Genomic DNA, 23,051 nt, shown 5'->3' on the forward strand with positions numbered 1-23,051 from the left:
CTCGCCCAGATCTCCCACTACTCCAAGATCAACAACGAGGCCAACACCGACCGCGACCGGCGCCTGCTCGACACGGTCGAGGACGGCCCGCTGTACGCGATGTCCATCTCGGAGTACACCGAGACCGAAGGGCTTCCCGCAGCGGACCGCAAGCCGTACAAGCCGTGGTCCTACGACTCGGCAAACGCGGAGCTGTACATCCCGCGCCTGGAAGCGGGGCAGGACCGCTGGTTCGCCGCCGCGCTCTCGGATCAGAAGGGCAAGGCACCCTCGCGTCTGGCGGTGTTCGCCGAACGCCCCCAGCACAAGGGCTGGGAGATGGTCTCCGTCGTCGACCTGGACAGCCAGAAGCTGCCGGACATCGCCCTTGACCGGGACGGGTACGCGACGGCCGTTCCCGCCGCCGGCAACAAGCGGCTGGCAGCGGACGCCGACCTGCTGCGCGCAGCCGTGCTCGACAACTTCGCCACCGGAGGCACGGACACCGGGACGAAGGTCTTCGCGACGACCAAGGCAAGCAAGCGGCAGATCGAGGTTCACGACAAGACCGGCACCCGCTACGGGAACCAGGGCACCACCGTCTTCGCCGGCGCCGCCAACCGCTACACGGACGCCTACGCCCTCAGGACCACCGACGGCGGCGCGTTGATCCTCTTCTCCCACACGCACATCCAGACCGACGCCGTCGCGCACTCCGGCCTGCAGATCAACCCCGGCAAGGACGACCGGGCCTGGCTCCACGACGTGCCCCGCACCTCCATCACGTACACGTTCGTGTGCAACGACGCCGCCATCGTCCCCGCGAAGGCCGCACCGTCCCGACTGATCGGTTATACCTGCGCCCACACCGACGCCTCCGGCCCCCCGGTCGCCTCCTGATCGGACCGCGTGTAAACGCCCCGCCCCTGACGGGCCGCACGCCCCTGATGGCCGCCCCCGTCCCCGCTTCCTTGCTCGATCCGGAGAACTCCCTGTCCACACGTTCCTTCATCGCCCGCCCCACCACCGGCACGGGATACAGCGGCATCCACGTCCAGCTCGACGGCGTACCCAGCCACCACCTGCCGCTGCTCCTGGCCGCCTACCAGTACAAGTTCGGACGCGACGTGGAAGCCATGTCCCGTCACCTCATCGACGACGTCGCCGTCGGCTGGGACGAGCTGGGCACCGATCTCCTCGACGGCGCCCCGCCCTCGCTCGTGGCCGCGCTGACCGGCGGCGAGCAGTGGCCCAGCCGCACCCTCGACCACCTGATCACCCCGGACGGCTCCCCGCCGCGGCGCATGTCGGTCACCGACGAGACCGCAGACGAGCAGGACATGCAGTGGGGGTACATCCTGCACAAGGAGGGCATCGAGGTGATCAGCCTCCTCCACGAGGACATCGGCCCGGTCGTGGACTGGGCCTTCGACCCGCGCACCCCCTTCAACGACCACCCGGCGGCCTGGTCCTCCCTCGACCCCGCACCGGTTATCCGGGCATCGCGCAGCACGCCGTCCCCGGGCGCTCCCGCTGCATCCCCGGCGAAGGCCCACGCCCCGCGTCCCGCCACGCGCCGCTAGTTCACTCTCGCTTCCCGGAGCCTCCCCTGCCCTCGCACGCCCTGCCCCTGATCACCGTCGTCATCGCCAGCCGCCTGCGCGAAGACCGGCTCGACTACCTGACCGCCATGCACGCCAGCCTCACCCGGCAGTCCGTGCCGTGGGAGGCCGTGATCGCGCTCGACGGTGCCTCGCCGGACCGCCTGCCCGACCCGCTCGCGCAGGACTCCCGCGTCCGCACGTTTGCTCTGCCTCGCCCGGTCGGCGCGGCCTGCGCCCGGAACCTGGCCCTCGCCCATGTCCGCACCCGGTACACCAACTGGGCAGATGACGATGATGAGTTCACCGACGACGCCATGTCCGTACGGCTGAACATCCTGGAATCGACGGGGGTCGGCTGGTGTGCGGGATGGAGCGAGGACCTGCACCCCGACGGCTCGACCACCCTGTGGCGCTGCCCCGCCCCGCCCGGCCGGCACGAGGCCGGCGACGTGTGGACGTACTGGAAGTCACCGGCGGACACCATCCCCATCGGGCCGACCACTATCCTCGCTCGCACCTACCTGGTGCGCGCCGCTCCGATGGGCGGGCTCGTCCAGGGCGAGGACTACTGCGCCGCCCTCGGCGTCACCAGCCTCGCCCCCGGGATCCTGCTTCCCCTGCCGGTCTACCGGTACCGCAAACACCCTGGCCAGATGACCCGCCAGGACGCCCATGACGTCCTGGAGCCGGAGGCTCGGCGGCATGCGTGGAACTACGGACGCAGCCTGCGAGCCGCCCTCCGCGCCCGGGAGACTCTAGGATCCGCGAATTCGTGAGCATTTCCGCGTGATCATGAGCACTGTCCGAGCAAATCCAGGTGATCATGAGCATTGGCAACGTTCAGTAGTTGCCACTTGCCTCAAGCCCGGATGTCAGCGCGGGCGCGGCCGACCTCCTCCTGGATGCGGTCGCGCAACCAGGGCGGCATGTCCACCGGGGCACCCTCTGCGTCAGTGAGATAGATGCAGAGTTGCCCACGCATCTCGTCCTGGCGCGGATGACCGAAAGCTTCGACGACCCGACGACCCACCTCATTGAGATCTTGGTGTGGAGCATCCACGTCCGACTGGTCATAGAACATGTGCAGGCCGGGAACACCGGGCAGGGGTCGAGTCACCTTCGGCCCCGCGTCCCCGACAATCCGGCTCTCGGCGTCCCAGTACCGGATGAAGCGCAGGTTGTACGCGCTAACGACGGCCACCATCGCCAGGTCGCTCATAGCCAATCTCCTGCCTCGCAAGGGAGTTTGGACTCTAGCCGCCGCGCCGACCTGCTGGGCCGAGAACGACGTGGTCCACCAGCGTCAAGGCCGACCCTGGTTACCGGAACCAACGTTCACCGCGGCCATTAGTACCTCACTCGCTGTTACCTATCCGAGCTAGGAGAACCACCGATTGCTCAATCTCCACCTACAGCGCCACTGCTCACTGCGTGCGGATTTCGATGTTTCCGCAAGAGCCCGTGCTCACGAAGTCGCGCTCCCTACAGAGACAAGCGCTGCGGCGGGGGTGATCTGATGTCTTCCTCCGTCACTCCGGCCACATTCGACTATCTGGCCAGGCGTCTGGAGGAACTGGCCTCCTCATTCCCCACCAGCCCCGACGCCGTCGACCTGGTCACGCTCACCGACGACATCGGCGTGCTGGCCCACCATCTGCAGCACACCATCGAACACGCCCAGGAACGGTTCACCACACCGCAGACGGTCTGCCTGCCCGAACGCGTCGCCCTGGTCCAGCTCGCCCGGGCCGCCGCCGGTATTACGCGAGGTCTGGACACACTCGCCGAAGCCCTGACCTACGCCACGACCGGCTTCCAGCGCGAGTCCGTGGAGGATCTCGCCCACTCGCCTCTGCGCAACGACCCCGAAGTCCTGCGGATCATGACGGCCGAGAAGTACGTGGCGGCCCGCGCACGCCTGCACCACACCGCCGCGGCCCTGCGCGCGACCTTCACCCCGGCACCGTCTGGGCCGTCCACACCGCGCACGACCGGCCCACGGACCCAGCCAGCTGCCGCCGCCCAGTCACGGCAGCCGAACCGCCACTGAACGACGCCAGCAGGCCCCGGGATGCCCCCGAACCCTCTTGCCGAGATCCGGCTCGCCTACAGCCGCGCCGCCGCCCTGGCAGCCATCGCCCACGGCGAGCAGTACCAGTGGGCCAACACCGCCTTGGACCAGGCCGGATTCACCGAACGGGACGACGGAAGCGACAGCACGCCCGGCCCTCCCCCGGCGGAGCCGCCCCCCTTGAGACCAGCCCGGCGTACCACGACCCATCCGCCGTCCCCCCGCCGCTGCCCAGCAGAAAGAAGGAATCCTTCTCTGTCCGACCACTTCCGCTTCCGTGCCCATCCCGAACACGGTTTCGTCGCCACCGCCGCACCGAGCTTCACCCCTCACCTTGCCGAGTGGTTCCTCGTCCGCGAGCAGTTCGAGCCCGTCCCCTTTTCGCCGGGCCTGTACCGGCTCACCGAGCCGGAACGCGATGGGCTGCGCCGTACCCGCCAGGCCGTCCATGACCTGCGCAGCCTCGGCTACAGCGTGCAGGCCGACATTCGCCCCGACCCGTCCCTCTCCGCCGGCCCACCACGCCCGGACCGGCCGAACGGGCTCCAGGAACGCCGTAGCCGTCTCGCCCAAGCCGCAGCCGGCCGAACGACGCAGCGCGCCACACCGCCCACCACTTCCCCGCCCTCAGCCCGACCGATCCCACCGAAGCCCACCTACGCACCGACCGTCCACCTGACGGCCTCGGGCAGTGGACGGTCCCGATGACGCCCGCGAGCAATCCGCCCCCAGACGACTCCGTCCCGGTGACACCGGAACTCACGGACAGTGCACGCAACTTCCGGCTGCGGATGGCGGTCATCGACCGCGAGAGCGAGGCCGCGCTCGACATGACATGCGACCGCTACGGTCGCACCGTCCACGCAGGCGCCGCGGCAGCCGCACGAGCCCACCGCAACAGGGCGGCGGTGGAGGCGTACACCACACACCTCGCCCCGCACGCCGACACTCTGCTCGACGCCGCCCGCCGTGCGCTCGACGAACTGCCACCCGCCCGGCACGTTGCCGGATGGCGGGCCGTGCTGGACGGCCTGGCCGCCTCCGCCGCCGAGATCCACCGGGCCCTCGACCGGCCGGACACCCCCGGCTCCCCGGCCGAACGCGCACAGCACTCCGCCCTGTGGCCGCACCTCGCGGCCTGGGCGGATCACAGCTTCATCGCCAGCGACCTCGCCGACCAGAACAAGCACCACCACAGGGCCCCGCTGACCGACGAGGAACAGCAGACGTGGTCGGAGAGTGCCCAGGCCGCGCAGAAGCGAGGCGAGCTGGAGCTGACCGAGTCGTGGTACGCCGCCGACGGGCAGCCGATCACCCTCGCCCACCTCATCGAGAACGATGACTCGACGCTGGTCGCGCTGCGAGGCGACCCGGACGCACCGGGCTGGCAGGTGATCGGGCACTACGCCCACGAATACGAGGCAGGGAAGGTACTACCTGCCCCGGTCCCGCCCGGTGTGCTGCGCGCGGACGTCTCCCGGTTCAACCGCCCGGCGCCCGTCCCGGAGGTGTCGCTGCAGGAACTCATCCGCGACGTCGTCGAAGGCCAGACCGCAGGAGACGCCTCCGAAGCTCTCCTCGGCACCGTCCAGCGCGGCTACACCCCGGGCCCGATGGTCCGTCTCCAGGAACTCCTGGAAACAAGCAGCCAGTTCGCCAGCGCGCTGGAGACCGTGCAGGGCCGCCAGATCGCCGCCCGCCTCTCGGCGCTGGGCCGGCAGATCGAGTTCCTCACCCGCGAAGTCGAGGAGGCGGCCGAGGACCTCGGCGCGACCGTCGCCGTCCTGCCGCCGCACCGCACCCCCGTGCTGCGCGTCCGCCCGCGTCCGGCCGTGGACACCGCACCACCCACGCCGCCGCCCCGCGCCAGCACGCCCGCCCGCCACCGCTAAGCACCGAGAAAGCACCCGTTGTCCCTGACCGCATCCCCGGCCCCGGCCCCGCGCATCTCCTACGGCGCGGTGCTGGGCAGCCCGTACGTCGCCCGCCTTCTCGGCGGCAGCCTCACCGGCCGACTTCCCAACGGCATGGCGCCCGTCGCCATCCTTCTGTTGGCCACCGCGAGTGGCAGCAGCATCGCCTTCGGCGGGCTGCTCAGCGCCCTGTACGGGCTGTCCTCCGCGCTGTCCCAGCCGGTCAAGGGACGCCTCATGGACCGCCACGGCCAGAGCGCGGTGCACCTTCCGGCAGCCCTGCTCAACTCGGCCCTCCTGGTGGCTCTGCCCCTGGCCGGACCGTACGGCGGACCGGGCCTCGCCACGGCCATCGTCGTCGTCGGCGGCCTGACCACGCCTCCCCTGGAGGCCGGACTCCGGGCGCTGTGGCCGAGCGTGCTGCCAGACCCCCGGCTGCGGCACGCCGCGCTCGCGCTCGACACCGGAACGCAGGGCCTGCTGTACATCGTCGGCCCCTGCTCTCCGCCGCGCTCGCCTCCGCGTACAACCCCGCCGTCGCGCTCGCCGTCACCGCAGCCCTCGGCCTGGCCGGCACCGCTGCGGTCGCCCTCGCTCCGCCGTCGCGACGCTGGCGACCCGAACCGTTCGTGGGGCAGGACGCGGCCCCCGCTCGGCAGTTGGCCACCCCTGCCGTGTTGCTGCTGTTCGTTTCCCTCACCGGCATCGGGTTCGCGATCGGAGCCATGAACGTGTGGTCCATCTCCATGGCCGAGCACCACCACCAGGACATGCTCTCGGGCATCATCCCCGCCGCGTTCTCCACCGGCGCCTTCCTCGGCGGCCTCATCTACGGAAGCCGCACCTGGACCGGCACCACCACCAGACGACTGATCATCGCCACAGCCGCGTTCCTGGCCGGGTGGCTCCCGATCCTTGCTCTTCCGGCCCCGTATGCGGCCACCGCCGCGGTCACCGTGCCCGGTGCGTTCCTGACCATCGTGGTCGCCTGCGCCTACGTCACCACCGACGCCTTCACCCCGGCAGGCCGCACCAGCGAGGCGTACGCGTGGCTGATCCTCGCGATCGGCGCCGGGCAGTCCGCCGGCACCGCCCTCGCCGGACGCCTCGCCGAGCAGCCTCTCGCCGGCGCTGCGCTCCCCGCCGCCGGCGCGGCCTTCGCTCTCAGCGTCCTTCTCGCCGCTCGCCGACGTCTCGGCCCCACCGGCCACATGCAGAGCGGCCGGCACCGCCGCCCGCTCCGAGGCCAGCACAAGACGCCCTTCTCCGGGCGCAACACCCCCACTTTCCAACCCTTTTGAGGAGATCCATTTATGGCCGTCCGTACCCATTGGACAGTGGAGCACGCGTGCTCCCACCAGGTGGTTCATGACCTGTCCGGCCGTCCTTCCGACAAGCGGGCAGGGTTCGCCCGCTGGCTCTCAGCCAAGGACTGCGCCGACTGCTGGAAGGCAACGCGCGACGCCGACACCGAGTCCAAGGAGTGGCTCGCGGCCAAGCGCGCCGCTGAGCAGGAGGCTGCCGTCGCGTGGGCGAAGCAGTTCGACATGCCGCAGTTGGAAGGCCCGGCCAAGGCCCTGGACTGGGGCGAGCGCTCCCGCCACCAGCTGATGACGGCCGCGCACACCGCGCTTGTCATGGAGGGGAGTTGGGACGAGGCTGACTGGGCGGAGCTGGAGGAGAAGGCCCGCGCCATCACCGCCGCCGGATGGTGGATCGACCAGCGCGACGCCGAGGGCACTGACCTGCTCGAACTTCTCGACGCTGCAGGCGAGAACGACCGCGGTACGGAGAACCCGTTCCACTGACGGCGGGGGAACATAGCCGGGAAACGCCGGTTAGCCAAACCGGCGTTCCTCCGGACCATTGTTCCTCCCACCCCGCCACCGATTGCGTGGAAGGAACCCATGTCCCAGCCCCCGCCCACGTCGGCCTTCGCGCCTACGCCCGACCCGCTCACCCCCGCCCGGGACATCACGCACCAGCACTTCCAGGCCGGTGACACCGTCGTCGTCCTGAAGGGGGTGGCCGGCGGGGAACTGTGGGGCGACGCGATGCGCATCGTTGCCCCGTCCTGGCACACCCCGACCGACGAGAACGGGTGGCGGCTGCGTGATGCGACCGGCGGCGCCCAGTCCTACGTCACCGGCCACCCCCGCTACCTCGTACACCTCTCGCGCCGCTGCCCGGACTGCCTGATCTACCTGCGGGCCATGGAAGACGCCCTCCTGCCGCGGTACGCCGACCGCAACGAGCTGATCGACTGCGGCTGGTACACCACCACCGCCCTCAACCAGTTGGTGCACATCGCCGACGTTCGGGGCGGCCGGTGATTCCCCGCCTGCACGAGCGGACCCACACGCCGCACGGCCCGCTCGCCGAGGCGCTGGGGCGGCCGGTCTCGCCTCACGAGGGCCTAACGGAATACACGATCGTCGCCCACTGTCCGGGCCTGGATTACTTCACCCTGGACGACGAGCAGAGGATCTGGACGTCCGTCCAGTGGGCCGAGCACCTCGAAGACCCGTATCTGGAGCATCCGTTCGCCGCCAGCCCGGACGACGACCGGCGGGCGATCCTCCACCTTGACATCCGGCTTCACCCGGACGACCGGGAGCTGACCGGCCCCGAGTGGGCTGAAATCGCTCACCGGCTCGCGCGGGCCGCCGACATCGAGATTCCCGGCAAGGAGCGCGGCTGCCGGTGGATTGCCGTTCAGGCGCAGCCCGGACGCCTCGATTTGATCGCCAATCTGATCAGCCTCGACGGCGCGTGGCACGCACCGCCCGCCGACATCCTGCGGCGCCTTGCGGACGAGGCGCGCCGCATCGAGCAGGACCTCCGCCTGATTCCCGTGCGCTCCGTCCCCACAGCGCGGCCCGCCCTCCGGCCGGCGCCCACGGCATCGGCCCAGCTCGCGAGCGTCCTCACGCAGCTCGCCGACGAGCAAGTCGGTCCGCTGGCCACGGTCCGCGGACTCATCGAGCACACCGCGCACCGAGTCGCACGCCAGCCCGGCGCCGCCGGCACCGACACGGCGCACCGCCTGGAGCTGATCGCCCGCCGCCTCCACGCCATCCAGCAGGACCTGGACACCACCGCGGCCCACCTGGTCCAGCACCGGGTCGCCGCCGCACCACCCGCCGCCCGGTACACCGCCCACCGATCGCCGTAGGAGAAACGTCTCCTTGCCCCGTACCGACCGCTTCCTGGACATTCGCCGTGACCCGCACTCCGCCGAACTCCTCGCCCGCGGCGGCGACTCCGAGGCGCACAGCGTCCTGCAGCGCGCGGGTTTCATCGCCGTTGCCCGCGTCCACGAGACCTACCACCGCGCCCCCACCGGCCTCGCCGAGGACGGCGAGTCCGATCTCGCCATCGACGCCGTCGCCCGCCTCCGGGCCGCCGGGTACCACGTCGACTGCGACGAGGACTTCGACACTGACTACCGGCCGGCCAGTTACCTCCCGCTGGGCTCCTCCGTAGCCCACATCGCCGAGCGCATACGCGAAGCCACCACCACGGAAGAGGCGGCCGACGCCCTGACCGAGCTGACCGCAGCCCACGACGGCATCCTCGCCGCGCTGGAGGAAGTACTCATCGCCACCGCCGCTTTCCACGACGGGCTCGGCCAGGCGGCCGACCCCTACATCGCACGGCGGTTGCGCTACCTCGTCGACGAGCACCTGCACGTCATCCGCACCGACGTCGCCCACACCCGCAACGCCCTCGCCGACCGGCACGCCCCGCACCCGGGCCGCAGCACCTGCAGCGGGGAGGTCTCCGCCCCCGAACGCGAACGCTCCGCCGTGTGCGCCTGCCCGCCCCCGCCGCGCACGCTCCCGGTCCCGCCGCCCCCCGTGGCCGCCGGACTGCGCCGCTGACCCTACTTCGCCCAAGGACACCATGCACGACTACGACACCTCCGAGCGCCTCGCCTCGTACGCCGACGTCCTCGCCGGCGAACTCCCCGACACCTGGACCAGCACTCATTTCCCGCCGGAGGTCAAGGACGACCTCGCCGAACTGGCCGACCGCATCTGGGACTTGGACCTGGTCGCCGCGTCCCTCGCCGAGCACCCGCTGCGGCAGGCAGCCGTCCTGAGCCGCCCCGACGGTGCCCAGCTCGTCCTTCTGGAAAGGCACGACGAACGCGACGGATTCCTCATCGCCGCCGTCGCCCCCCGCGCCCTGCCCGACGAGGCGTACCGCGGCGTCCCCGCGCCCAACGGCATCGCCCTGGCGGACGACCCGTTCCTGAGTGCGGAGCAGATAGCCGGCGGCTTGCTCGCCCGCTACGACAGCGCGCTCGCCCAGGTCCGGCACAACGCCCTGGGCGGCATCCAGCCCTCCCAGCCGGACCGGGTCGTCCTGACCTGGCAGCCGGACGGCAGCGTCGCCACTGCCCCCGCCGACGACCGTGCCGGCGCGATCCTCGTCGCCCACGGCTTCGTCCAGGACCCGCAGAGCGGCATCTACCGCCTCAACAACGACGACACCAGAGCGCAGGCGCGCGCCCTGCGCGAGATCGGCCCGCAACTCGACGCACTCGGCATCGGCACCGCCCTCCAGCACCCCGCAGGCCGGACCGCGCCCACCTCCGCCCCAGCCTCCATGCCGCCCTCCCCGGCCGGCAGTCGTGCGCCGGCCACCAGGGCTCGATGAAGCAGAGGGAGCCCGAGTTCTGGGTGCTGGAGTACATCACCATCACCAAGGACCCCCGCACCGGCCTGGTCGTCGCCATCGGCGGCACCGAGAAGGCGGCTTACATTCTCCAGCGAACCGGCGGCTTCCTCTCCGCTCCCGGACCGAGCGGGGACTACCACCGGCTTCCCCACGGCCTGCCCGTCGAGCACCAGCGCCTGAAGGCGACCGCTGCCTCGCACGCCCTGCTTGCCGCCGGTCACAGCGTCCACCTCGACCCCGCCCTGAACGCGCTGGCCACACCGGACAGCGAACACAACGCGGCCCTGCGCTTCCTCACCCAGCTCGCCGAGCGGGCCTCTGCCGCCAAGACCAGCAGTGCGGTGGCCGAGGTGCTGACCGAGATCGCCGCCCCGGTCAACGGGCTGCTGCCCCTTACCAGGGAAGTGGTCGTCCGGGCCTGGATCGCCGCCAGTGCCCTCCAGGGGGCTGCCCCCGGCGAGGAACCCGAACCCCTCGCTCGGCTTAGGGACACCGCGAACTCCATGAGCCAGGCCGCGTGCGTGATCCTCCACGCCCGCAACCACGCCGCATGCGCTCCGCAACCGGCGGCCCTCACACCGCCGCCGAGCTCTGCCCACCCCCCGGCCTCCCGCCACCGTTGATCCCAGAGGGAAACACATGGCCAACCTGGCCGACGAGTACGGCACGGACGTCGAGATCTACATCAAGGCCCTGACGACCACCCTCCACGCCGACACCCCCACCGGCGCCCCCGCCCAGCTCCATGACCTGCTGGAGCAGCTCGGCCTCGAACGCCACGAATACCCCACGGGCGCGCCGCTGTACATCTGGCACACGGTGCCCGAACACCTCGGTGCCGACGAGCAGAAACGCCTGGCGACCCGCGCCATCCCCGCCCTGCTCCTGGCCGGGTACGACGTCAACTGCACGCCCGACGTCTTCGAGGAAGCCACCTACCGGCAGGCCGTGCACGACATACGTACCCGCGCGGCCCGCCCTGCCGCACAGCACCCGGCACCGGCCGGCTCCCCCTCGCGCCCCGCACAGGCCCGGCGCGCCCCGTAAAACCCCTGGGCGGCCCCGGCACCTCGCCGGGGCCACCCACCGCACCGCTCGATCCCGGAGAAACCCGTAGCAGCCCGCACACCCCCACCCATCAGCAACCGGCTCCAACCCCGACTCGCGACAGCCTTGTTCCGCCGCTACCTGCGCGCCTGCATCCCGACCGGCCCCGACCGCACCACCCCGCTGGCCGGCGCCCGCCCGGAGGCCGTCCTCGCCGAGACCCAGCGCGTCGGCCACCGGCACCACCACTGACCGCACCCCCGCCCCGGAGGAGCATGTCCCACCCCGCCCCCTACCCAGTGAGACTGGCCGACGAGATCACCCGCCAGCTCGGCCAGCTCGCCGACCACCTCTCTCAACTTCCCCCTCCCCAGGCCGCGCAGGTCATCGCCCGCGTCCTCGACCCCGACACCGGAGTCCTCGGCGGCATCACCCACCTCGTCGCCACCGGCAGCGTGTTCGCCAAGGACCAGGCCGAACGAGGCACCATCCCCGCAGAGGTGTGGCTCGCCCTGGGCCGCGCCTCGAACGAACTGCACGACATCACCCTCGACCTGGACGAACACAAGGACACCCTGCAGCACGTCGGCACCCAGCCCGCCACCACCGCGGCGAAGCTCCCGGCCCCCGCACCGCTCGTCGTCCGGCGCCGCCGGTGAAGAAGAAGCAGTGGCAGGGCTGGGGACCCGACGAGCAGGCCGAACAGCACTACCTCATCCAGCCCCGCGCCCTGGCTGGCGGCGGCGACGTCCGGCACGTCTCTGAGTTCCTGCGCGCCTCCGGCTGGCGGGACAGGTCCAAGACGGGCGGCCCCCTGCACATGGAGAGCCCGGATCGCACCGTCCGCATCGCCTACGACCCCTACGTCCTCCCCGGCGGGTGGACCATCCACGGCAGAGCCGAGGGAGCGAACGGCGAGTGGTCCGCCCACCTGGGCCAGCAAACGCCGGTGGAGATCGTCGCCGGCCTGACCGATGCCCTCACCCGCCCCCGCTCCGCCCATGCCCCTAACGTCTGGGCCCCTCTGCAGGAGCAGAGATGGCACACGCGGTTCGAGGGCCAGGACTACATGGCGACGAGCCCCGACTGCACCGCGTGGGTGCAGTACCGGCAGAGCCCCGACGGGGCGGCGATGTGGTGGACCGGAGCGCAGGACAAGCAGGGCAACGGCTGGACGGCCAACTTCACGCCGAACACCCCGATGCACCTGGTGCAAGCCTTCTCCACCGAACTCGCCAGCCCAGACCCCGTGATGCGCCCACTCGGACGCGTGCCGATGAGCACGCAGATCCGTACCTGGTCGGTGTCCGTGAAGCCCTCCCAGCTCAGTGCGTGGCAGCAGGCCCGCATCACTGCCGCCCATGCCGCCACCTGGACCCGCAACAGCGCCCGCAGCACCAGGCCGCGCACCAGCGCCCGCCCCTACACCCCGGCCGGCGGCACACGCACCCGCCGCTGATCGCAATAGCCCGCCCCGAGGAGCCCGATGCCCGCACTCACCCCGGACACCATCCGTACCCTGACCGAAACGCTCGCGGACCTCACCGACTACCTGCGCGAGAACCCCGACCCCGCAGAAGCCCTCGCCCTCGTCGAGCCCCTCCTCGACGAGTACACGGGCCTACCCGTCCAGTTCGCCGACACGCTGCGCGCCCTCGCCCGCGCCGTTCAGGAGAGCCCTGACGCGCCGCGCACGGCGCAGGGCGACCTGCTGATCACCGAGCTGCGCACGGCCGCGTGGGAACTGGCCGACCAGCACACCCTCCACTACGTGCTGGACGACCTCCGTGACCTGTACGGCAGTTCGCCGACGAGCGAGCAGGGGTGCTGCTGGTGCCGCTGAGCGAACGGCAGCTCGCCGCCTTCGCCGACAAGCACGCCGTGCAGATCCCGTACGACACCAGCCCCCGCCACCTCGCCGGCCCCGGAGACGCCCGCCACGTCACCCACGGCCTGGCCGCCGCCGGATGGAACGCCGTCTCCGACCCCCTGAGCGCCGAGATCATCCTGGCAAGCCCTGACCTTCGCCACCGGCTCCAGTTCGACCCGCAGTCCCGCACCTCGGCGTGGTGGCGGCTACGGGCGGAGCCCGTCGGCACCGAGCCCGGCTGGTACGCCGAGTTCGGCGAACTCGTGCCCGCCGAGGTCCTCGCCGCCTTCACCGACGCCCTCACCGCCCCGCCGCCACAGCAGCCGGACCCGTGGCAGCAGGTGACCTCGGCAGGATGGCACCACGAGCCAGACGGCGCGCGCTCGCCGGACTCCATGTGCCACATCGAACTGCGGCCGTTGAGCGAATTCCACGACCGGTCGTCCTGGCACATCGAGACCCGCGAGCCCGGCCACGGGGAGTTTTCCGGCCCGCGCATCTGGCACGCCTACCTCGACGAGCACACCCCCGCTCACCTGGTCAGCGCGTTCCTCACCGCGCTGACCGACCGCAGCCCGCTCCAGCGCGGCATGTTCGAACGCACCGGCCACTACAGCGCCGTACAGGAGCCCAGCCCGCTGCGCCCGCAGAAGGTGGTCGACGCCCACGCCACGCGCATCAAGCATCTGCGCGCCCAGGCACGCTCAGCCCGCCGCCAACAGACGAAACCCGCGACGATCCCGGCGCGCGCCAGTACCACGCAGCCAGCCGCTCGCCGCTGACCTGACAGGACACCTCCCCATCTCCCGAGACCACCACGCACACCGCGACTTCCTGCGCCACCTCGACCACTACGTGCGGGACAGCCAGAAGATCCTGGACGCCTGGGACGCCTACTCCGACGAGCACACCAGCCTCGACGGCTGGCCCTACGACGACCACGCCTACGGCATGCGCAAGAGCCAGCGCGATGCCGACACTGCCGAGGCGTTCGAGCCGCTCCGCTACGGCGCCCGGCACCTGCTGGCGACCGCCGAGACACAGCTGACCCAACTGCCGGAGAACACGGTGCAGAGCCGCTGGGTATACCAGCTGGGCGTCCTGCACACGGCCCTCGACCGTCTCGACGAACTGCACGAGCAATGGCTGCTCACCCGCGAGGCCCTGCCCGCCACCGCCAAGCCCGGCACCGCCGAATTCGACGACGCCCTCGCCGAACATCACGCCGAATCCTGGAGCTACCTCGACGACTGGGCCACCCACGGCAAAGCCCTCCGGGAGATCAACACCGCAGCCCGCAAGGCCCCTTCATCCCTGGTTCCCATGCCTGCCCTCGCACCCGTGCGACGAACCGCGGCACGGAAGTGACTAGGGCCCCGACTCCCGAGACCGTCGAGGTCGACTTCATCACGCCGCGCCGCCTCGCCGGCGGTGACCCCACCTGGATCACCGTTCCCCTCCACCCTGCCTGCGGATGGAGCCACGGCAACGACCCCCTGGTGCCACGCGTCCTGCTCTCCACCCCCGACCAGAAGGCCCTCCTGCGCCTGGAGCCCGACCCCGACGACCAGTAGTGATCCTGCACCACGTCGCCGAGCCGGACCGGCCCGCCTGGTACGCCAGCTTCGGCGCCCGCACGGCCGTCAAACTGATCGCCGCCTTCACCGACGCCCTCACCGACCCGGCCCCAGCCGCTGACGCGCCTTGCGACCCGTACGGAGCGCTCCGGCAGGCCAGCTGGTCACCGTACGGTGACAACGGCCTTGCTTCCCCAACAAAACGGCGTACGTCGAGCGGCTGGGAACACCGGCTGATCCGGAAGCCTGGTTCGTCACGGTCACCCTCGGCATGCACCAGACGGTCTGGCAGGCCCGCTTCGGTGCGCACACTCCGTCACACCTTGTCGCCGCGCTCGGCGATCCGAAGCCCGTGCACCGCACCGACAGCGGGCGCAGTCTGCCGACCCTCGATCCGAACGTCGTCATCCGCCGGACGACCGACGTGCTCGCCGTGTACGTCGCCGGCGCGCTGGAAGACCGCGTTCACTCCCTCCCGCCCGACACACCACCACGCCGACGGCCTCGATCCCTTCACGGCCAGTGCCGCCCAGGCACGGCCGCAGCCGACCCTCCCTCCCCGCCCGGAAGCACATAGCCCTTGCCCCCTTCCTCCTCCAGCAGCAACACCGACGGATACGACCTCGTCCTGCGCCTCCTCCTCGGGGTGCTCGCCGTCGTCGTCCCCCTGTCCCACCTGGCCTGGCTGTCCGGCAACATCACCGCCTACCTCACCGGCACTAGCTGGGCCCCCTACCAGCCGACCAACGCCCTGCTCCACCCCGAGCAGGTCTGGTCCGACGCAGGAGAAACGTCCCTGCTGATCGGTGCCCGCATCGTCCCCGTTCTCCTGCTGCTCGCTCTCGGGGCAGGGGCTGGCGTCCTGTGGGCCCGGCACAACAACCGAAGCGGCAGCCGGAAGAAGATCACCGACATGGCCAAGGCCCGGGACATCGAGCCGCTGATGGCCAAGGCGATCACCGACAAAGCCCGCTCCCTGCGCCCCAGCCTGAAGGACAGCAAGCACATCGACGCGAAGGACACCGGCATCCTTCTCGGCAACCTGCAGGGCAGCCGCCACGAGGTACGGATGGGGTTCGAGGACGTCGCCGTCGCGATCATGGCGCCCCGGTCCGGCAAGACCACCTCGCTCGCCATCCCGTCCATGCTCGGCGCACCCGGCCCGGTCCTGCTGACGTCGAACAAGGCCGCCGGCGACGCCTTCACCACCGCCTACGAGGCAAGGGCCCGGGTGGGGGCGGTGTGGACCATGGATCCACAGCAGATCGCGCATGCCGCCCGCGAGATGTGGTGGAACCCTCTCGCCAGCGCGACCACCTTGGACGGGGCGAACCGTCTGGCCGGACACTTCCTCGCGGCCTCGGTGGACGCCTCCCAGCAGGGCGACTTCTGGTCGAAAGCCGGCAGCAACATCTTGTCCCAGCTGCTCTTGGCCGCGGCGCTCGACGAGCGGCCCATCACCGACATCATGCAGTGGCTCGCCTTCCCCGCCGACCGCACTCCGCTGGACATCCTGCGCGACCACGACTTCGCCGCCGTCGCCGCTCAGCTCAAGGGCACCGTCGAAGGCCCCCCGGAAACGAGGGACGGTATCTACGAGACAGCCCGGCAGTACGCCTCCGCGCTCCTGAACGCGGAAATCGCCGCGTGGGTGACGCCACAGAGGGACGTTCCGGAATTCCGGCCGGAGCAGTTCGTCACGTCCACCGACACGCTGTTCCTACTCAGCAAGGACGGTGGCGGCGGAGCCTCGGCGCTGATCGCCGCGTGCGCGGACTCGGTGATGCGGGCCGCGACCGCGCAGGCCGAACGTGCAGGCGGGCGCCTGGATCCGCCCATGCTGGCGATCCTCGACGAGGCCGCCAACGTGTGCAAGATCAGCGACTTGCCGGACCTGTACTCCCACCTCGGCAGCCGCGGGATCATCCCGATCACGATCCTCCAGTCCTACCGCCAAGGCCAGAAGGTCTGGGGAGACGCGGGCATGGACGCCATGTGGTCCGCCTCGACTGTCAAGGTGATCGGCAGCGGTATTGACGACCCGGACTTCGCAGACAAGCTCAGCCGCCTGATCGGCGACCACGACGTGGAGACCACGTCCACCTCGCACTCGGAGTCCGGCAAGAGCACGTCAGTGTCGATGCGGCAGGAACGGATCCTGCCCGCCGACGCGATCCGCGCCCTGCCCAAGGGCACCGCGCTCTGCTTCGCCACCGGCATGCGCGCCGCCATGCTCGACCTCCGGCCGTGGTATCGGGAGCCCGGCGCGGAGGAACTGTCCGCGGCGTCCGCCCGCGCATCGCAAGCGATCACCGCCCGCGCCGTCGCGAAGCACGCGCCGACACAGTCCGACTTCGGGCTGGCCACGTGATACTCGACCTCTTCGCGGGGCCGGGCGGCTGGAGCAGGGCGCTGCACGTCTTCGGCGTGCGCGACATCGGGCTGGAATGGGACGAGTGGGCGTGCAAGACCCGGGCCGCGGCTGGGCAGTTGACCATCCGCACCGACGTGGCAAGGTATCCGACCTGGCCCTTCATCGGCCGCACACGCGGAATGATCGCTTCCCCTCCGTGCCAGGCGTGGAGCATGGCCGGCAAACGCCTCGGCCTGCTCGACCAGCCGCTGGTGTACGCGGCGGTCGCGGACCTGGCCGCCGGACGCGACTCCCGCGAACGCCTCCTCGCCGCATGCCGTGACGAGCGCTCCCTGCTCGCAGCCGAGCCGATGCGCTATCTGTACGCCCTGAACACGGTCGGCGAGCCCGACTGGGTCGCCATGGAGGAAGTGCCTCACGTCCTGCCCTTGTGGAAGCAGTACGCGGCCGTCCTGCGCGAGTGGGGGTTCTCCGTCTGGTACGGGATCCTCAACGCGGCCGACTTCGGCGTCCCGCAGACCAGGAAGCGGGCGATACTCCTGGCCTCCCGCGTCCGTACGGTGCAGCCTCCTACCCCCACGCACTCCCAACTGGCCGAACCGGAGTCGCTGTTCGGTCCCGGCCGCGCCCGCTGGGTCAGCATGGCCGAGGCTCTGGGATGGGGCGCGACCGACCGGCCCGTCCCCACCGTCTGCGCGGGCGGTGGACCCGGCGGCGGACCCGAACCGTTCCCGTCGGGCTCCCGCAAGACACTGTCCGACGCCCGCGAGCGCGGCACCTGGATGCCCCGGCCGGACGGAGTGGTCCTGCAGTCCCGCCGCGAAGGCGCCGGATGGGCGGCCCGGCACGGCACACGCGAGAACCGAGCCGCCGACGCTCCGGCGCCGACGTTCACCGCCGAGGCGCACCGCTGGTCCTGGTCCCTGCGCAGCAACAACCAGGCAAACGCCACTGTCCGTCCACTGTCCGAGCCGGCTGGCACGCTGTTCTTCGGGCACCGCGCGAACGAGTGCACTTGGATCGCCGAGCCCGCCTCACCGCCGGCCGAAGAAGCCGATGCGCCCACCGTTCCCGAGCCGATCCGGATCACCGCCCGCGAGGCCGGCCTCCTGCAGACCTTCCCCGCCGACTACCCCTGGGCTGGCAACAAGGGCCAGCAGTTCTCCCAGATCGGCAACGCCGTTCCCCCGCTGCTCGCCGGCCACCTCCTCGCCCCGCACCTCGGCGTCACCCTCGACCCCGACGACTTCACCCTCGCCGCCTGATGCCTCACGCCCCCGAACCCGACGAAGACGACCTCGACGCCATCGCACCGCCCCAGCCTGTGTTCCACGTCGAGCAGGCCCTGCTCGGGGCCCTCCTCCTCGACCCGTACCGCCTGTACGACGTGAGCGGCATCGCCGCCGACTCGTTCTCCACCGCCGCGCACGCTGCCCTGTACGCCGCGATCAGCACCCTGCCACTGCCCGACCCTGCCGAGCACGCAAAGAACACCAAGTGGCTCGACCGCGTGCTCGCCACGGGACGCGAGCAGGCTCGCGGGCTGACCGCCTCGTACCTGCACACCCTCGTTCAGGTCTGTCCCTGGTCCCGCCACGCGCCTGCCTACGCGCGGATGGTCGAGGCCGAACATGCCCGCCGCCGTCTGCAGACGGCCGCCGAACGCCTCGTCCAGACCGCCCGCGACGTCTCCCTCCCGCACCCCGTCCAGGCGGTGCTCGCCGAGGCCGACGCGCTCGCCGCGGTCGTGGACGACATCGCAGCCCGCTTCCCGCCCCGCGCAGGCGTACTGCCCCGCACCGCGGCACCATCGCCGCCCGTCGCGCCCGACTACACGGAGGCGGTCGAGGAGGAGCAGATGCTGCTCGCGACCGCCACCGCCAACCCCGCCGACATCGAGTCCGTCCGGTGGCTACTACCCGACGACCTCACCCTGCCCTTGCACGCCGGCCTGTGGCAGTGCCTGACCGCCCTGGCGCGCCGCCGCGAGCCCGTCGACCCCGTCACCGTCCTGTGGGAGGCCCAACAGCGCGGCCTGCTCGACGACGGAAGCGAACCGGGCGACGTGCTCCACCTGCTGGCCGAACCGGCCGGTTCCGTGGAGCACTGGAGCGAGCGCGCACTGCAGCGCTCCCTCCTGGCCACCGCCGATCGCACCGGTCGGCGCATCGAGGCGTACGCCGGCGACACGGCGAACACCCCGTTCCAGCTCGTCGTCGGCGCCCGCCGCTCCCTCGCCGACATCGGCGCCGTCCGCACCCGCTGGCAGCACGCCACCGGAACGGTCCCGACGCCGCAACCGCGACCGGCGCCCACAACCCGTGCCGGCCCGCCAACAACGACGGCCGCGTACACCGGCCGCGCCACGCGAGCAACCCGATAGCACCCCGCACACGCCGGTGGCCGGACCCGAAGGCCCGGCCACCGGTAGAAGAGACGACACCCCAACGTGACTCCCACCATCGACGCCCACGTTCGCCTCGACACCCACCCCACCCATCCAAGCGCCGTGACTGCCGTCCTGACCGGCACCCAGGCCCACGTTGCCCACCTGAGTCTGGAGGCAGCCGACTGGATCGTCGTCGCCGACAACCTCCTGGTCCTGGTCCGCATCGACCACGAGGAGCCCTACTGGGCCAAGGACGCAGCCAAGCATCTGTCCGCCGACGGCATCACCGTGGAGATCACCCCTCGGCTCCAGGAGGCCATGGACGAGGAATGGACCTGGGCGAACTATCCGATGCCTTGGTGCACCCGCAGCGAAATCCGCGAGGTCTCCAATCAGGCGCAGAAGATCCACGACGACATCCGCCACGGCCAGCTCCTCATCCACGCCCACGCCCACGACGGCCACACCACCGTCGCGGTCGGCACCTACCTCCACCGCAACGGCAAGTCCGTCTATCTCCACGGCGAGGACCACCTGCGCCAGGTCACCGACACCTTCGGCTCACCCGCTGGGGCCCTGCTCGCCTTCGAGAAGGTCCACGGCGCCGAGATGCGTCCCGGCCCGGCACCCCTGACCGACACCGAACGCGCCGCTGCCGAGGCCCGCGCCCCGCTCTCCCTCACCGCAGTCAAGGCCGAACCGGCCCGTCCGGAGCCGGAGATCGTCCCGGCCTACCTGGCCGATGCCGGTGACCACGACGCGCTCCTCGACGCGTTCATCGACTCCCACAGCGAATGGGAGAAGTGGCGGACTTGGTCGGACGAGACGACCCACGCCATCCACGAGTCCCAGACCCTGCGCATCGAGCGCGTCCACGAAACGCCCGCTCACGAAACAGCGTGGACCGTGGCCGCCTACGAGACACCCGTATCCGACCGCATGTGGGTCCTCACCGCGACCGGCGCCACCCCCGCCCCGATGTTGGAGGAGCTGCTGAATCACCTCGCCGAAGGCGACGGCTGGGACGCGGCCATCAGCGCCCCGGTGGACGAGAAGATGGTCACCGTGGCCACGCAGCCCCTCTCCGACGCCGGATGGAAGCACACCGTGGACGGGCGATGGATCCGCTGGAAGTCCCCCACCGGGGACGCGGGCGTCCAGTTCGACGCCTTCACCGCCCAGCACCCGAGCCACAACCTGGCCACCTGGACCGTCTGGGCCGGTCCCGGCCCTGGCCGGCCCACCTGGGCCGTCACCGCGTCCCCACACACCCCGAGTTCGCTGCTGGCCGATCTCTCCGAGGCCCTCGCCCACAAAACCGGCACTCGCCACCCACAGACCGGAACCCCCGAACGCAGAACGAGCCTCGTCACCAGCCCGCCGGTCACCCCCGCGGTCGCGGCCACCCCCGCTGCCAGCCGTACACGCTGATCGTCAGCACGCAAGAGCGGGGCAACATAACGCGGGATCGCCGATTAGCCCAACCGGCGATCCCGCACATCATTGGTAGTCCACCGCCACGCCCTACTCGCACATCGAAAGGGGCCACCCACACCCCACGGTCGTCGAAAGGGGCCACCCCACGGCCACAGAGCAGCCATAGGCTGGCAGACGATCACGCCGCCGCGTAGCTGGCCCGGAACAAATCCTGCGCCCGCTCCACGTCTCGCGGCGTACGCAGCTGCACCTCCAGATCACCCGTCCCGTGGTGACCGAGGCCGGACACGTCACGGGTGAAACCCGGAACGAGGTCGACGTCCTGCGGGTCGACCTTCAGGTAGACCAGCAGCTTGCTGCGCTGCGGCGGGCAGAGGCAGGCGAAGTTCCGCAGCCGCTGATAGGCCCGGTAGGTCTTACGCTCGACGCGGTTCACACCGTCCCCGAGCCCGAGCAGTACCTCGTCGACAGCGTTCGCCAGCTCCACCATCGACGCGCCCCCGGCGCCGGCCGCCGCCCTGGCAACCGCCTGGCGGCGCGGCCGGCGTGCTACCTGCATGCCGCCGCTCACGGACGCCACGGTCTCAAGGCCAAGCAGGTCGCTGCCGAAGAGTCGGTAGCGGACCAGATCGATCGACCTCCGGTGCTCGCGCACGGCATGCACGTCGTAGCGCGTGAAGTCGCCGGCGATACAGATCAGGCGCGGTCCGCTCCACAGGACCTGGGCCGCGGCCGTCACCCCGAGCCGGTCGCGGACCAGCTGCTCGAACTCGGCGCGATGGTCCATCAGCCACGCCAGGTAGAACAAGCCCTGGTTGATGACGCCGGCGTCGACACCGCGCTTGTACTCGACGATGACCGGCGATCCGTTCTCGTCCAGCCCGAGCGAATCGATGCGGCCCCCGTGAACCGGCCCCGTGCCGTACTCGCTCGCCAGGAACCGGACACCCAGCAACGTCTCCATGTGCGCCTCGACGAGACCTTGCACATCTGCCTCGGCCTCAGCAAGACGCGGCGTGACCTCGGTCATGCCGCTATTCGTCGTGTCCGTGCGGAACAGCTTCAGGCCCGACACCTTCCCCTCCTCGACTCGGAGATCACCAACGCCGATGAGGTGCGGAATTGTTTCCGCGAGAGGCTGCGGAGGCGTAAAGATAATACGAGCTCCTGCATGCGGCCCGGCCGGAGAGCGGTCGCCTCCCTCGGTCACCGGGAATTTACGGTTCCCCCATGCGTCCCCCGCGCCCCAGGGGACAGCATTAGGAAGCTCTGGGGCATGGCGCCACGAGGGCTGGCCGCGGCAACGCTATGGGGCCATTCCGTCGCCGTACCATCCTTGGCGGAACGGGTGCGGAGCGAGCGCAGGCCGGACCTGGAGAGCAGGTCCGGCCGGCCGATGGCGCTGTTCTTCTGCGCAAAGTCGCAGGGCCACACGTGCACCCAGGGGCCCCCGGCTGGAGCCGGCCAGGAAGGAGGCCGCGCGGCTCATTGCTGAGCTTCACAACTTTGGACGACGGTCCCGCGGCAGCTGCCCGGACTGACCGTCATCAGCCCTCTGGCCAGCCGTCCAACGAGAGGATCAAGCCCCCGTCCAAGTACCGCTTGACCGCGGCCAGGGTGGTGCGTGTAAAGGGTCGCGGAAGGTCGTCCGGAGGCACCCAGGCGATGGTGTCGTGCTTGTGCGGCTCCGCATTGCGAGGAGTACCGCTCCACTGGTCGGTGTGGAAGACCAGGGCCATGAACATCCCTGGGGCCTCCGCTCCCCAGCAGCCATGGACGACGTGGACGAGGCGCAGGTCCGTCTCGGCGACGACGACGCCCGTCTCCTCCTTCAGTTCTCGTACCGCAGTCGCGGTGATCGGTTCCCGGGGTTCGCCCTTCCCGCTGGGGACGTCCCATTCGTCAGGCGCGAAATCCAAGTGGCTGCTCCGCCGCAGGATGAGGAGTCTGCCGTTGTCAGGATCCGTGACGAGAACAGCAGCGATGAGTCGCGTCGTCATCGCTTCACTCTTCCACTGGGCCGCCGGCTGATCGGACTCAGTCAATCGCCTTCCTCCAAACGATCTCAAAGCGTGGGAGCGATACACCCAGGGCTGATGCGTTC

30 protein-coding genes and 2 pseudogenes are annotated in these 23,051 nt (G+C 70.7%); 28 read left to right on the forward strand and 4 right to left on the reverse strand.

Annotation, left to right across the window (positions count from 1 at the left end; genetic code table 11):
* Positions 1-99 precede the first annotated feature (99 nt).
* From OG802_RS04135 to OG802_RS04145, 3 genes are read left to right on the forward strand one after another with little or no spacing between them, the layout of a single operon-like run.
* On the forward strand, positions 100-879 hold the full coding sequence (locus OG802_RS04135) for a hypothetical protein (protein WP_329407311.1): 780 nt from the start codon (positions 100-102) through the stop codon (positions 877-879).
* Positions 880-926: 47 nt separating this feature from the next.
* Positions 927-1,562, forward strand: coding sequence for a hypothetical protein (locus tag OG802_RS04140; RefSeq protein WP_329407313.1), 636 nt, complete (start codon positions 927-929; stop codon positions 1,560-1,562).
* Positions 1,563-1,609: 47 nt separating this feature from the next.
* Positions 1,610-2,359 carry a glycosyltransferase gene (locus OG802_RS04145; RefSeq protein ID WP_319320065.1) on the forward strand — a complete coding sequence of 250 codons (750 nt, stop codon included), beginning with the start codon at positions 1,610-1,612 and terminating at the stop codon, positions 2,357-2,359.
* An 83-nt stretch (positions 2,360-2,442) separates the two neighbouring features.
* Here the strand turns inward: OG802_RS04145 and OG802_RS04150 are convergent, their stop codons facing one another.
* Positions 2,443-2,802, reverse strand: coding sequence for a hypothetical protein (locus OG802_RS04150; protein WP_319320060.1), 360 nt, complete (start codon positions 2,800-2,802; stop codon positions 2,443-2,445).
* Between the two features lie 297 nt (positions 2,803-3,099).
* Between OG802_RS04150 and OG802_RS04155 the strand changes: the two genes are divergently transcribed.
* The 21 genes and pseudogenes from OG802_RS04155 to OG802_RS04255 all read left to right on the forward strand — a co-directional run.
* On the forward strand, positions 3,100-3,633 hold the full coding sequence (locus OG802_RS04155; protein ID WP_329407316.1) for a hypothetical protein: 534 nt from the start codon (positions 3,100-3,102) through the stop codon (positions 3,631-3,633).
* A gap of 276 nt (positions 3,634-3,909) precedes the next feature.
* Positions 3,910-4,362 (forward strand): hypothetical protein, encoded by a 453-nt coding sequence (locus OG802_RS04160; RefSeq protein ID WP_319648467.1) that lies wholly within the window; start codon positions 3,910-3,912, stop codon positions 4,360-4,362.
* On the forward strand, positions 4,359-5,546 hold the full coding sequence (locus OG802_RS04165) for a hypothetical protein (RefSeq protein WP_329407317.1): 1,188 nt from the start codon (positions 4,359-4,361) through the stop codon (positions 5,544-5,546). Before OG802_RS04160 ends, OG802_RS04165 begins: the two co-directional genes overlap by 4 nt.
* An 18-nt stretch (positions 5,547-5,564) precedes the next feature.
* Positions 5,565-6,296, forward strand: coding sequence for a hypothetical protein (locus OG802_RS04170; protein WP_329407319.1), 732 nt, complete (start codon positions 5,565-5,567; stop codon positions 6,294-6,296).
* Complete coding sequence (locus OG802_RS04175; protein WP_329407321.1) at positions 6,293-6,868, forward strand: hypothetical protein; 576 nt, start codon at positions 6,293-6,295, stop codon at positions 6,866-6,868. The genes OG802_RS04170 and OG802_RS04175 overlap by 4 nt, the downstream gene beginning before the upstream one ends.
* 12 nt (positions 6,869-6,880) lie before the next feature.
* Entirely contained in the window at positions 6,881-7,375 is a 495-nt protein-coding gene (locus tag OG802_RS04180; protein ID WP_329407323.1) for a hypothetical protein, read from the forward strand.
* Positions 7,376-7,474: 99 nt separating this feature from the next.
* Positions 7,475-7,900: a hypothetical protein gene (locus OG802_RS04185; protein ID WP_329407325.1), complete on the forward strand. Its 426-nt coding sequence runs from the start codon at positions 7,475-7,477 to the stop codon at positions 7,898-7,900.
* Entirely contained in the window at positions 7,897-8,742 is an 846-nt protein-coding gene (locus OG802_RS04190) for a relaxase/mobilization nuclease (RefSeq protein WP_329407326.1), read from the forward strand. Before OG802_RS04185 ends, OG802_RS04190 begins: the two co-directional genes overlap by 4 nt.
* A 13-nt stretch (positions 8,743-8,755) precedes the next feature.
* Positions 8,756-9,451, forward strand: a complete 696-nt coding sequence (locus OG802_RS04195) for a hypothetical protein (RefSeq protein WP_329407328.1) — start codon at positions 8,756-8,758, stop codon at positions 9,449-9,451.
* A gap of 22 nt (positions 9,452-9,473) precedes the next feature.
* Positions 9,474-10,232 (forward strand): hypothetical protein, encoded by a 759-nt coding sequence (locus OG802_RS04200; protein ID WP_329407329.1) that lies wholly within the window; start codon positions 9,474-9,476, stop codon positions 10,230-10,232.
* Positions 10,229-10,876 carry a hypothetical protein gene (locus tag OG802_RS04205; RefSeq protein ID WP_329407331.1) on the forward strand — a complete coding sequence of 216 codons (648 nt, stop codon included), beginning with the start codon at positions 10,229-10,231 and terminating at the stop codon, positions 10,874-10,876. Before OG802_RS04200 ends, OG802_RS04205 begins: the two co-directional genes overlap by 4 nt.
* A gap of 16 nt (positions 10,877-10,892) precedes the next feature.
* Positions 10,893-11,300 carry a hypothetical protein gene (locus OG802_RS04210; protein ID WP_319322155.1) on the forward strand — a complete coding sequence of 136 codons (408 nt, stop codon included), beginning with the start codon at positions 10,893-10,895 and terminating at the stop codon, positions 11,298-11,300.
* A gap of 126 nt (positions 11,301-11,426) precedes the next feature.
* Positions 11,427-11,552, forward strand: a complete 126-nt coding sequence (locus OG802_RS04215) for a hypothetical protein (protein WP_329407334.1) — start codon at positions 11,427-11,429, stop codon at positions 11,550-11,552.
* 23 nt (positions 11,553-11,575) lie between these two features.
* Positions 11,576-11,959 carry a hypothetical protein gene (locus OG802_RS04220; RefSeq protein ID WP_329407336.1) on the forward strand — a complete coding sequence of 128 codons (384 nt, stop codon included), beginning with the start codon at positions 11,576-11,578 and terminating at the stop codon, positions 11,957-11,959.
* Positions 11,956-12,759 carry a DUF317 domain-containing protein gene (locus tag OG802_RS04225; protein ID WP_329407337.1) on the forward strand — a complete coding sequence of 268 codons (804 nt, stop codon included), beginning with the start codon at positions 11,956-11,958 and terminating at the stop codon, positions 12,757-12,759. The genes OG802_RS04220 and OG802_RS04225 overlap by 4 nt, the downstream gene beginning before the upstream one ends.
* A 27-nt stretch (positions 12,760-12,786) precedes the next feature.
* On the forward strand, positions 12,787-13,143 hold the full coding sequence (locus OG802_RS04230) for a hypothetical protein (protein ID WP_102913825.1): 357 nt from the start codon (positions 12,787-12,789) through the stop codon (positions 13,141-13,143).
* Positions 13,134-13,952, forward strand: coding sequence for a DUF317 domain-containing protein (locus tag OG802_RS04235; RefSeq protein WP_329407339.1), 819 nt, complete (start codon positions 13,134-13,136; stop codon positions 13,950-13,952). Before OG802_RS04230 ends, OG802_RS04235 begins: the two co-directional genes overlap by 10 nt.
* 73 nt (positions 13,953-14,025) lie before the next feature.
* Positions 14,026-14,538: a hypothetical protein gene (locus OG802_RS04240; RefSeq protein ID WP_329407341.1), complete on the forward strand. Its 513-nt coding sequence runs from the start codon at positions 14,026-14,028 to the stop codon at positions 14,536-14,538.
* The gene (locus OG802_RS04245) at positions 14,535-14,744 is read left to right on the forward strand and encodes a hypothetical protein (protein ID WP_329407342.1); all 210 of its coding nucleotides are present in this window, start codon (positions 14,535-14,537) and stop codon (positions 14,742-14,744) included. Before OG802_RS04240 ends, OG802_RS04245 begins: the two co-directional genes overlap by 4 nt.
* Positions 14,744-14,818, forward strand: a pseudogene (locus OG802_RS04250) (hypothetical protein); the annotation flags it as partial. The gene OG802_RS04245 and the pseudogene OG802_RS04250, both read left to right, overlap by 1 nt.
* 149 nt (positions 14,819-14,967) lie before the next feature.
* Positions 14,968-15,024, forward strand: a pseudogene (locus OG802_RS04255) (hypothetical protein); the annotation flags it as partial.
* A 39-nt stretch (positions 15,025-15,063) separates the two neighbouring features.
* Here OG802_RS04255 and OG802_RS04260 read toward each other — a convergent pair.
* The gene (locus tag OG802_RS04260) at positions 15,064-15,216 is read right to left on the reverse strand and encodes a hypothetical protein (RefSeq protein ID WP_329417640.1); all 153 of its coding nucleotides are present in this window, start codon (positions 15,214-15,216) and stop codon (positions 15,064-15,066) included.
* Between the two features lie 111 nt (positions 15,217-15,327).
* Here OG802_RS04260 and OG802_RS04265 point away from each other — a divergent pair, with 111 nt between their 5' ends.
* From OG802_RS04265 to OG802_RS04280, 4 genes are all read left to right on the forward strand, one after another.
* On the forward strand, positions 15,328-17,118 hold the full coding sequence (locus OG802_RS04265) for a type IV secretory system conjugative DNA transfer family protein (RefSeq protein ID WP_329407343.1): 1,791 nt from the start codon (positions 15,328-15,330) through the stop codon (positions 17,116-17,118).
* A complete protein-coding gene (locus tag OG802_RS04270) occupies positions 17,115-18,386 on the forward strand; it encodes a DNA cytosine methyltransferase (RefSeq protein WP_329407344.1) in 1,272 nt (423 codons plus the stop codon). Before OG802_RS04265 ends, OG802_RS04270 begins: the two co-directional genes overlap by 4 nt.
* Positions 18,386-19,504 carry a DnaB-like helicase N-terminal domain-containing protein gene (locus tag OG802_RS04275; RefSeq protein ID WP_329407346.1) on the forward strand — a complete coding sequence of 373 codons (1,119 nt, stop codon included), beginning with the start codon at positions 18,386-18,388 and terminating at the stop codon, positions 19,502-19,504. Before OG802_RS04270 ends, OG802_RS04275 begins: the two co-directional genes overlap by 1 nt.
* Before the next feature lie 66 nt (positions 19,505-19,570).
* Positions 19,571-20,941 carry a DUF317 domain-containing protein gene (locus OG802_RS04280; RefSeq protein ID WP_329407348.1) on the forward strand — a complete coding sequence of 457 codons (1,371 nt, stop codon included), beginning with the start codon at positions 19,571-19,573 and terminating at the stop codon, positions 20,939-20,941.
* A gap of 184 nt (positions 20,942-21,125) precedes the next feature.
* Here the strand turns inward: OG802_RS04280 and OG802_RS04285 are convergent, their stop codons facing one another.
* Entirely contained in the window at positions 21,126-22,022 is an 897-nt protein-coding gene (locus tag OG802_RS04285) for a DUF5655 domain-containing protein (RefSeq protein WP_329407350.1), read from the reverse strand.
* Positions 22,023-22,494: 472 nt separating this feature from the next.
* A complete protein-coding gene (locus OG802_RS04290) occupies positions 22,495-22,947 on the reverse strand; it encodes an NUDIX domain-containing protein (protein ID WP_329407352.1) in 453 nt (150 codons plus the stop codon).
* Between the last annotated feature and the right edge of the window lie 104 nt (positions 22,948-23,051).

This window comes from Streptomyces sp. NBC_00704 (genome assembly GCF_036226605.1).
Lineage (GTDB): Bacteria > Actinomycetota > Actinomycetes > Streptomycetales > Streptomycetaceae > Streptomyces.

Coding starts and splice junctions, on each gene's coding strand:
- OG802_RS04135 (WP_329407311.1), top strand. CDS start 100: ATGTCCATCTCGGAGTACACCGAGACCGAAGGGCTTCCCGCAGCGGAC.
- OG802_RS04140 (WP_329407313.1), top strand. CDS start 927: ATGGCCGCCCCCGTCCCCGCTTCCTTGCTCGATCCGGAGAACTCCCTG.
- OG802_RS04150 (WP_319320060.1), bottom strand. CDS start 2,802: ATGAGCGACCTGGCGATGGTGGCCGTCGTTAGCGCGTACAACCTGCGC.
- OG802_RS04155 (WP_329407316.1), top strand. CDS start 3,100: ATGTCTTCCTCCGTCACTCCGGCCACATTCGACTATCTGGCCAGGCGT.
- OG802_RS04165 (WP_329407317.1), top strand. CDS start 4,359: ATGACGCCCGCGAGCAATCCGCCCCCAGACGACTCCGTCCCGGTGACA.
- OG802_RS04175 (WP_329407321.1), top strand. CDS start 6,293: ATGAACGTGTGGTCCATCTCCATGGCCGAGCACCACCACCAGGACATG.
- OG802_RS04180 (WP_329407323.1), top strand. CDS start 6,881: ATGGCCGTCCGTACCCATTGGACAGTGGAGCACGCGTGCTCCCACCAG.
- OG802_RS04185 (WP_329407325.1), top strand. CDS start 7,475: ATGTCCCAGCCCCCGCCCACGTCGGCCTTCGCGCCTACGCCCGACCCG.
- OG802_RS04200 (WP_329407329.1), top strand. CDS start 9,474: ATGCACGACTACGACACCTCCGAGCGCCTCGCCTCGTACGCCGACGTC.
- OG802_RS04205 (WP_329407331.1), top strand. CDS start 10,229: ATGAAGCAGAGGGAGCCCGAGTTCTGGGTGCTGGAGTACATCACCATC.
- OG802_RS04210 (WP_319322155.1), top strand. CDS start 10,893: ATGGCCAACCTGGCCGACGAGTACGGCACGGACGTCGAGATCTACATC.
- OG802_RS04220 (WP_329407336.1), top strand. CDS start 11,576: ATGTCCCACCCCGCCCCCTACCCAGTGAGACTGGCCGACGAGATCACC.
- OG802_RS04230 (WP_102913825.1), top strand. CDS start 12,787: ATGCCCGCACTCACCCCGGACACCATCCGTACCCTGACCGAAACGCTC.
- OG802_RS04275 (WP_329407346.1), top strand. CDS start 18,386: ATGCCTCACGCCCCCGAACCCGACGAAGACGACCTCGACGCCATCGCA.
- OG802_RS04290 (WP_329407352.1), bottom strand. CDS start 22,947: ATGACGACGCGACTCATCGCTGCTGTTCTCGTCACGGATCCTGACAAC.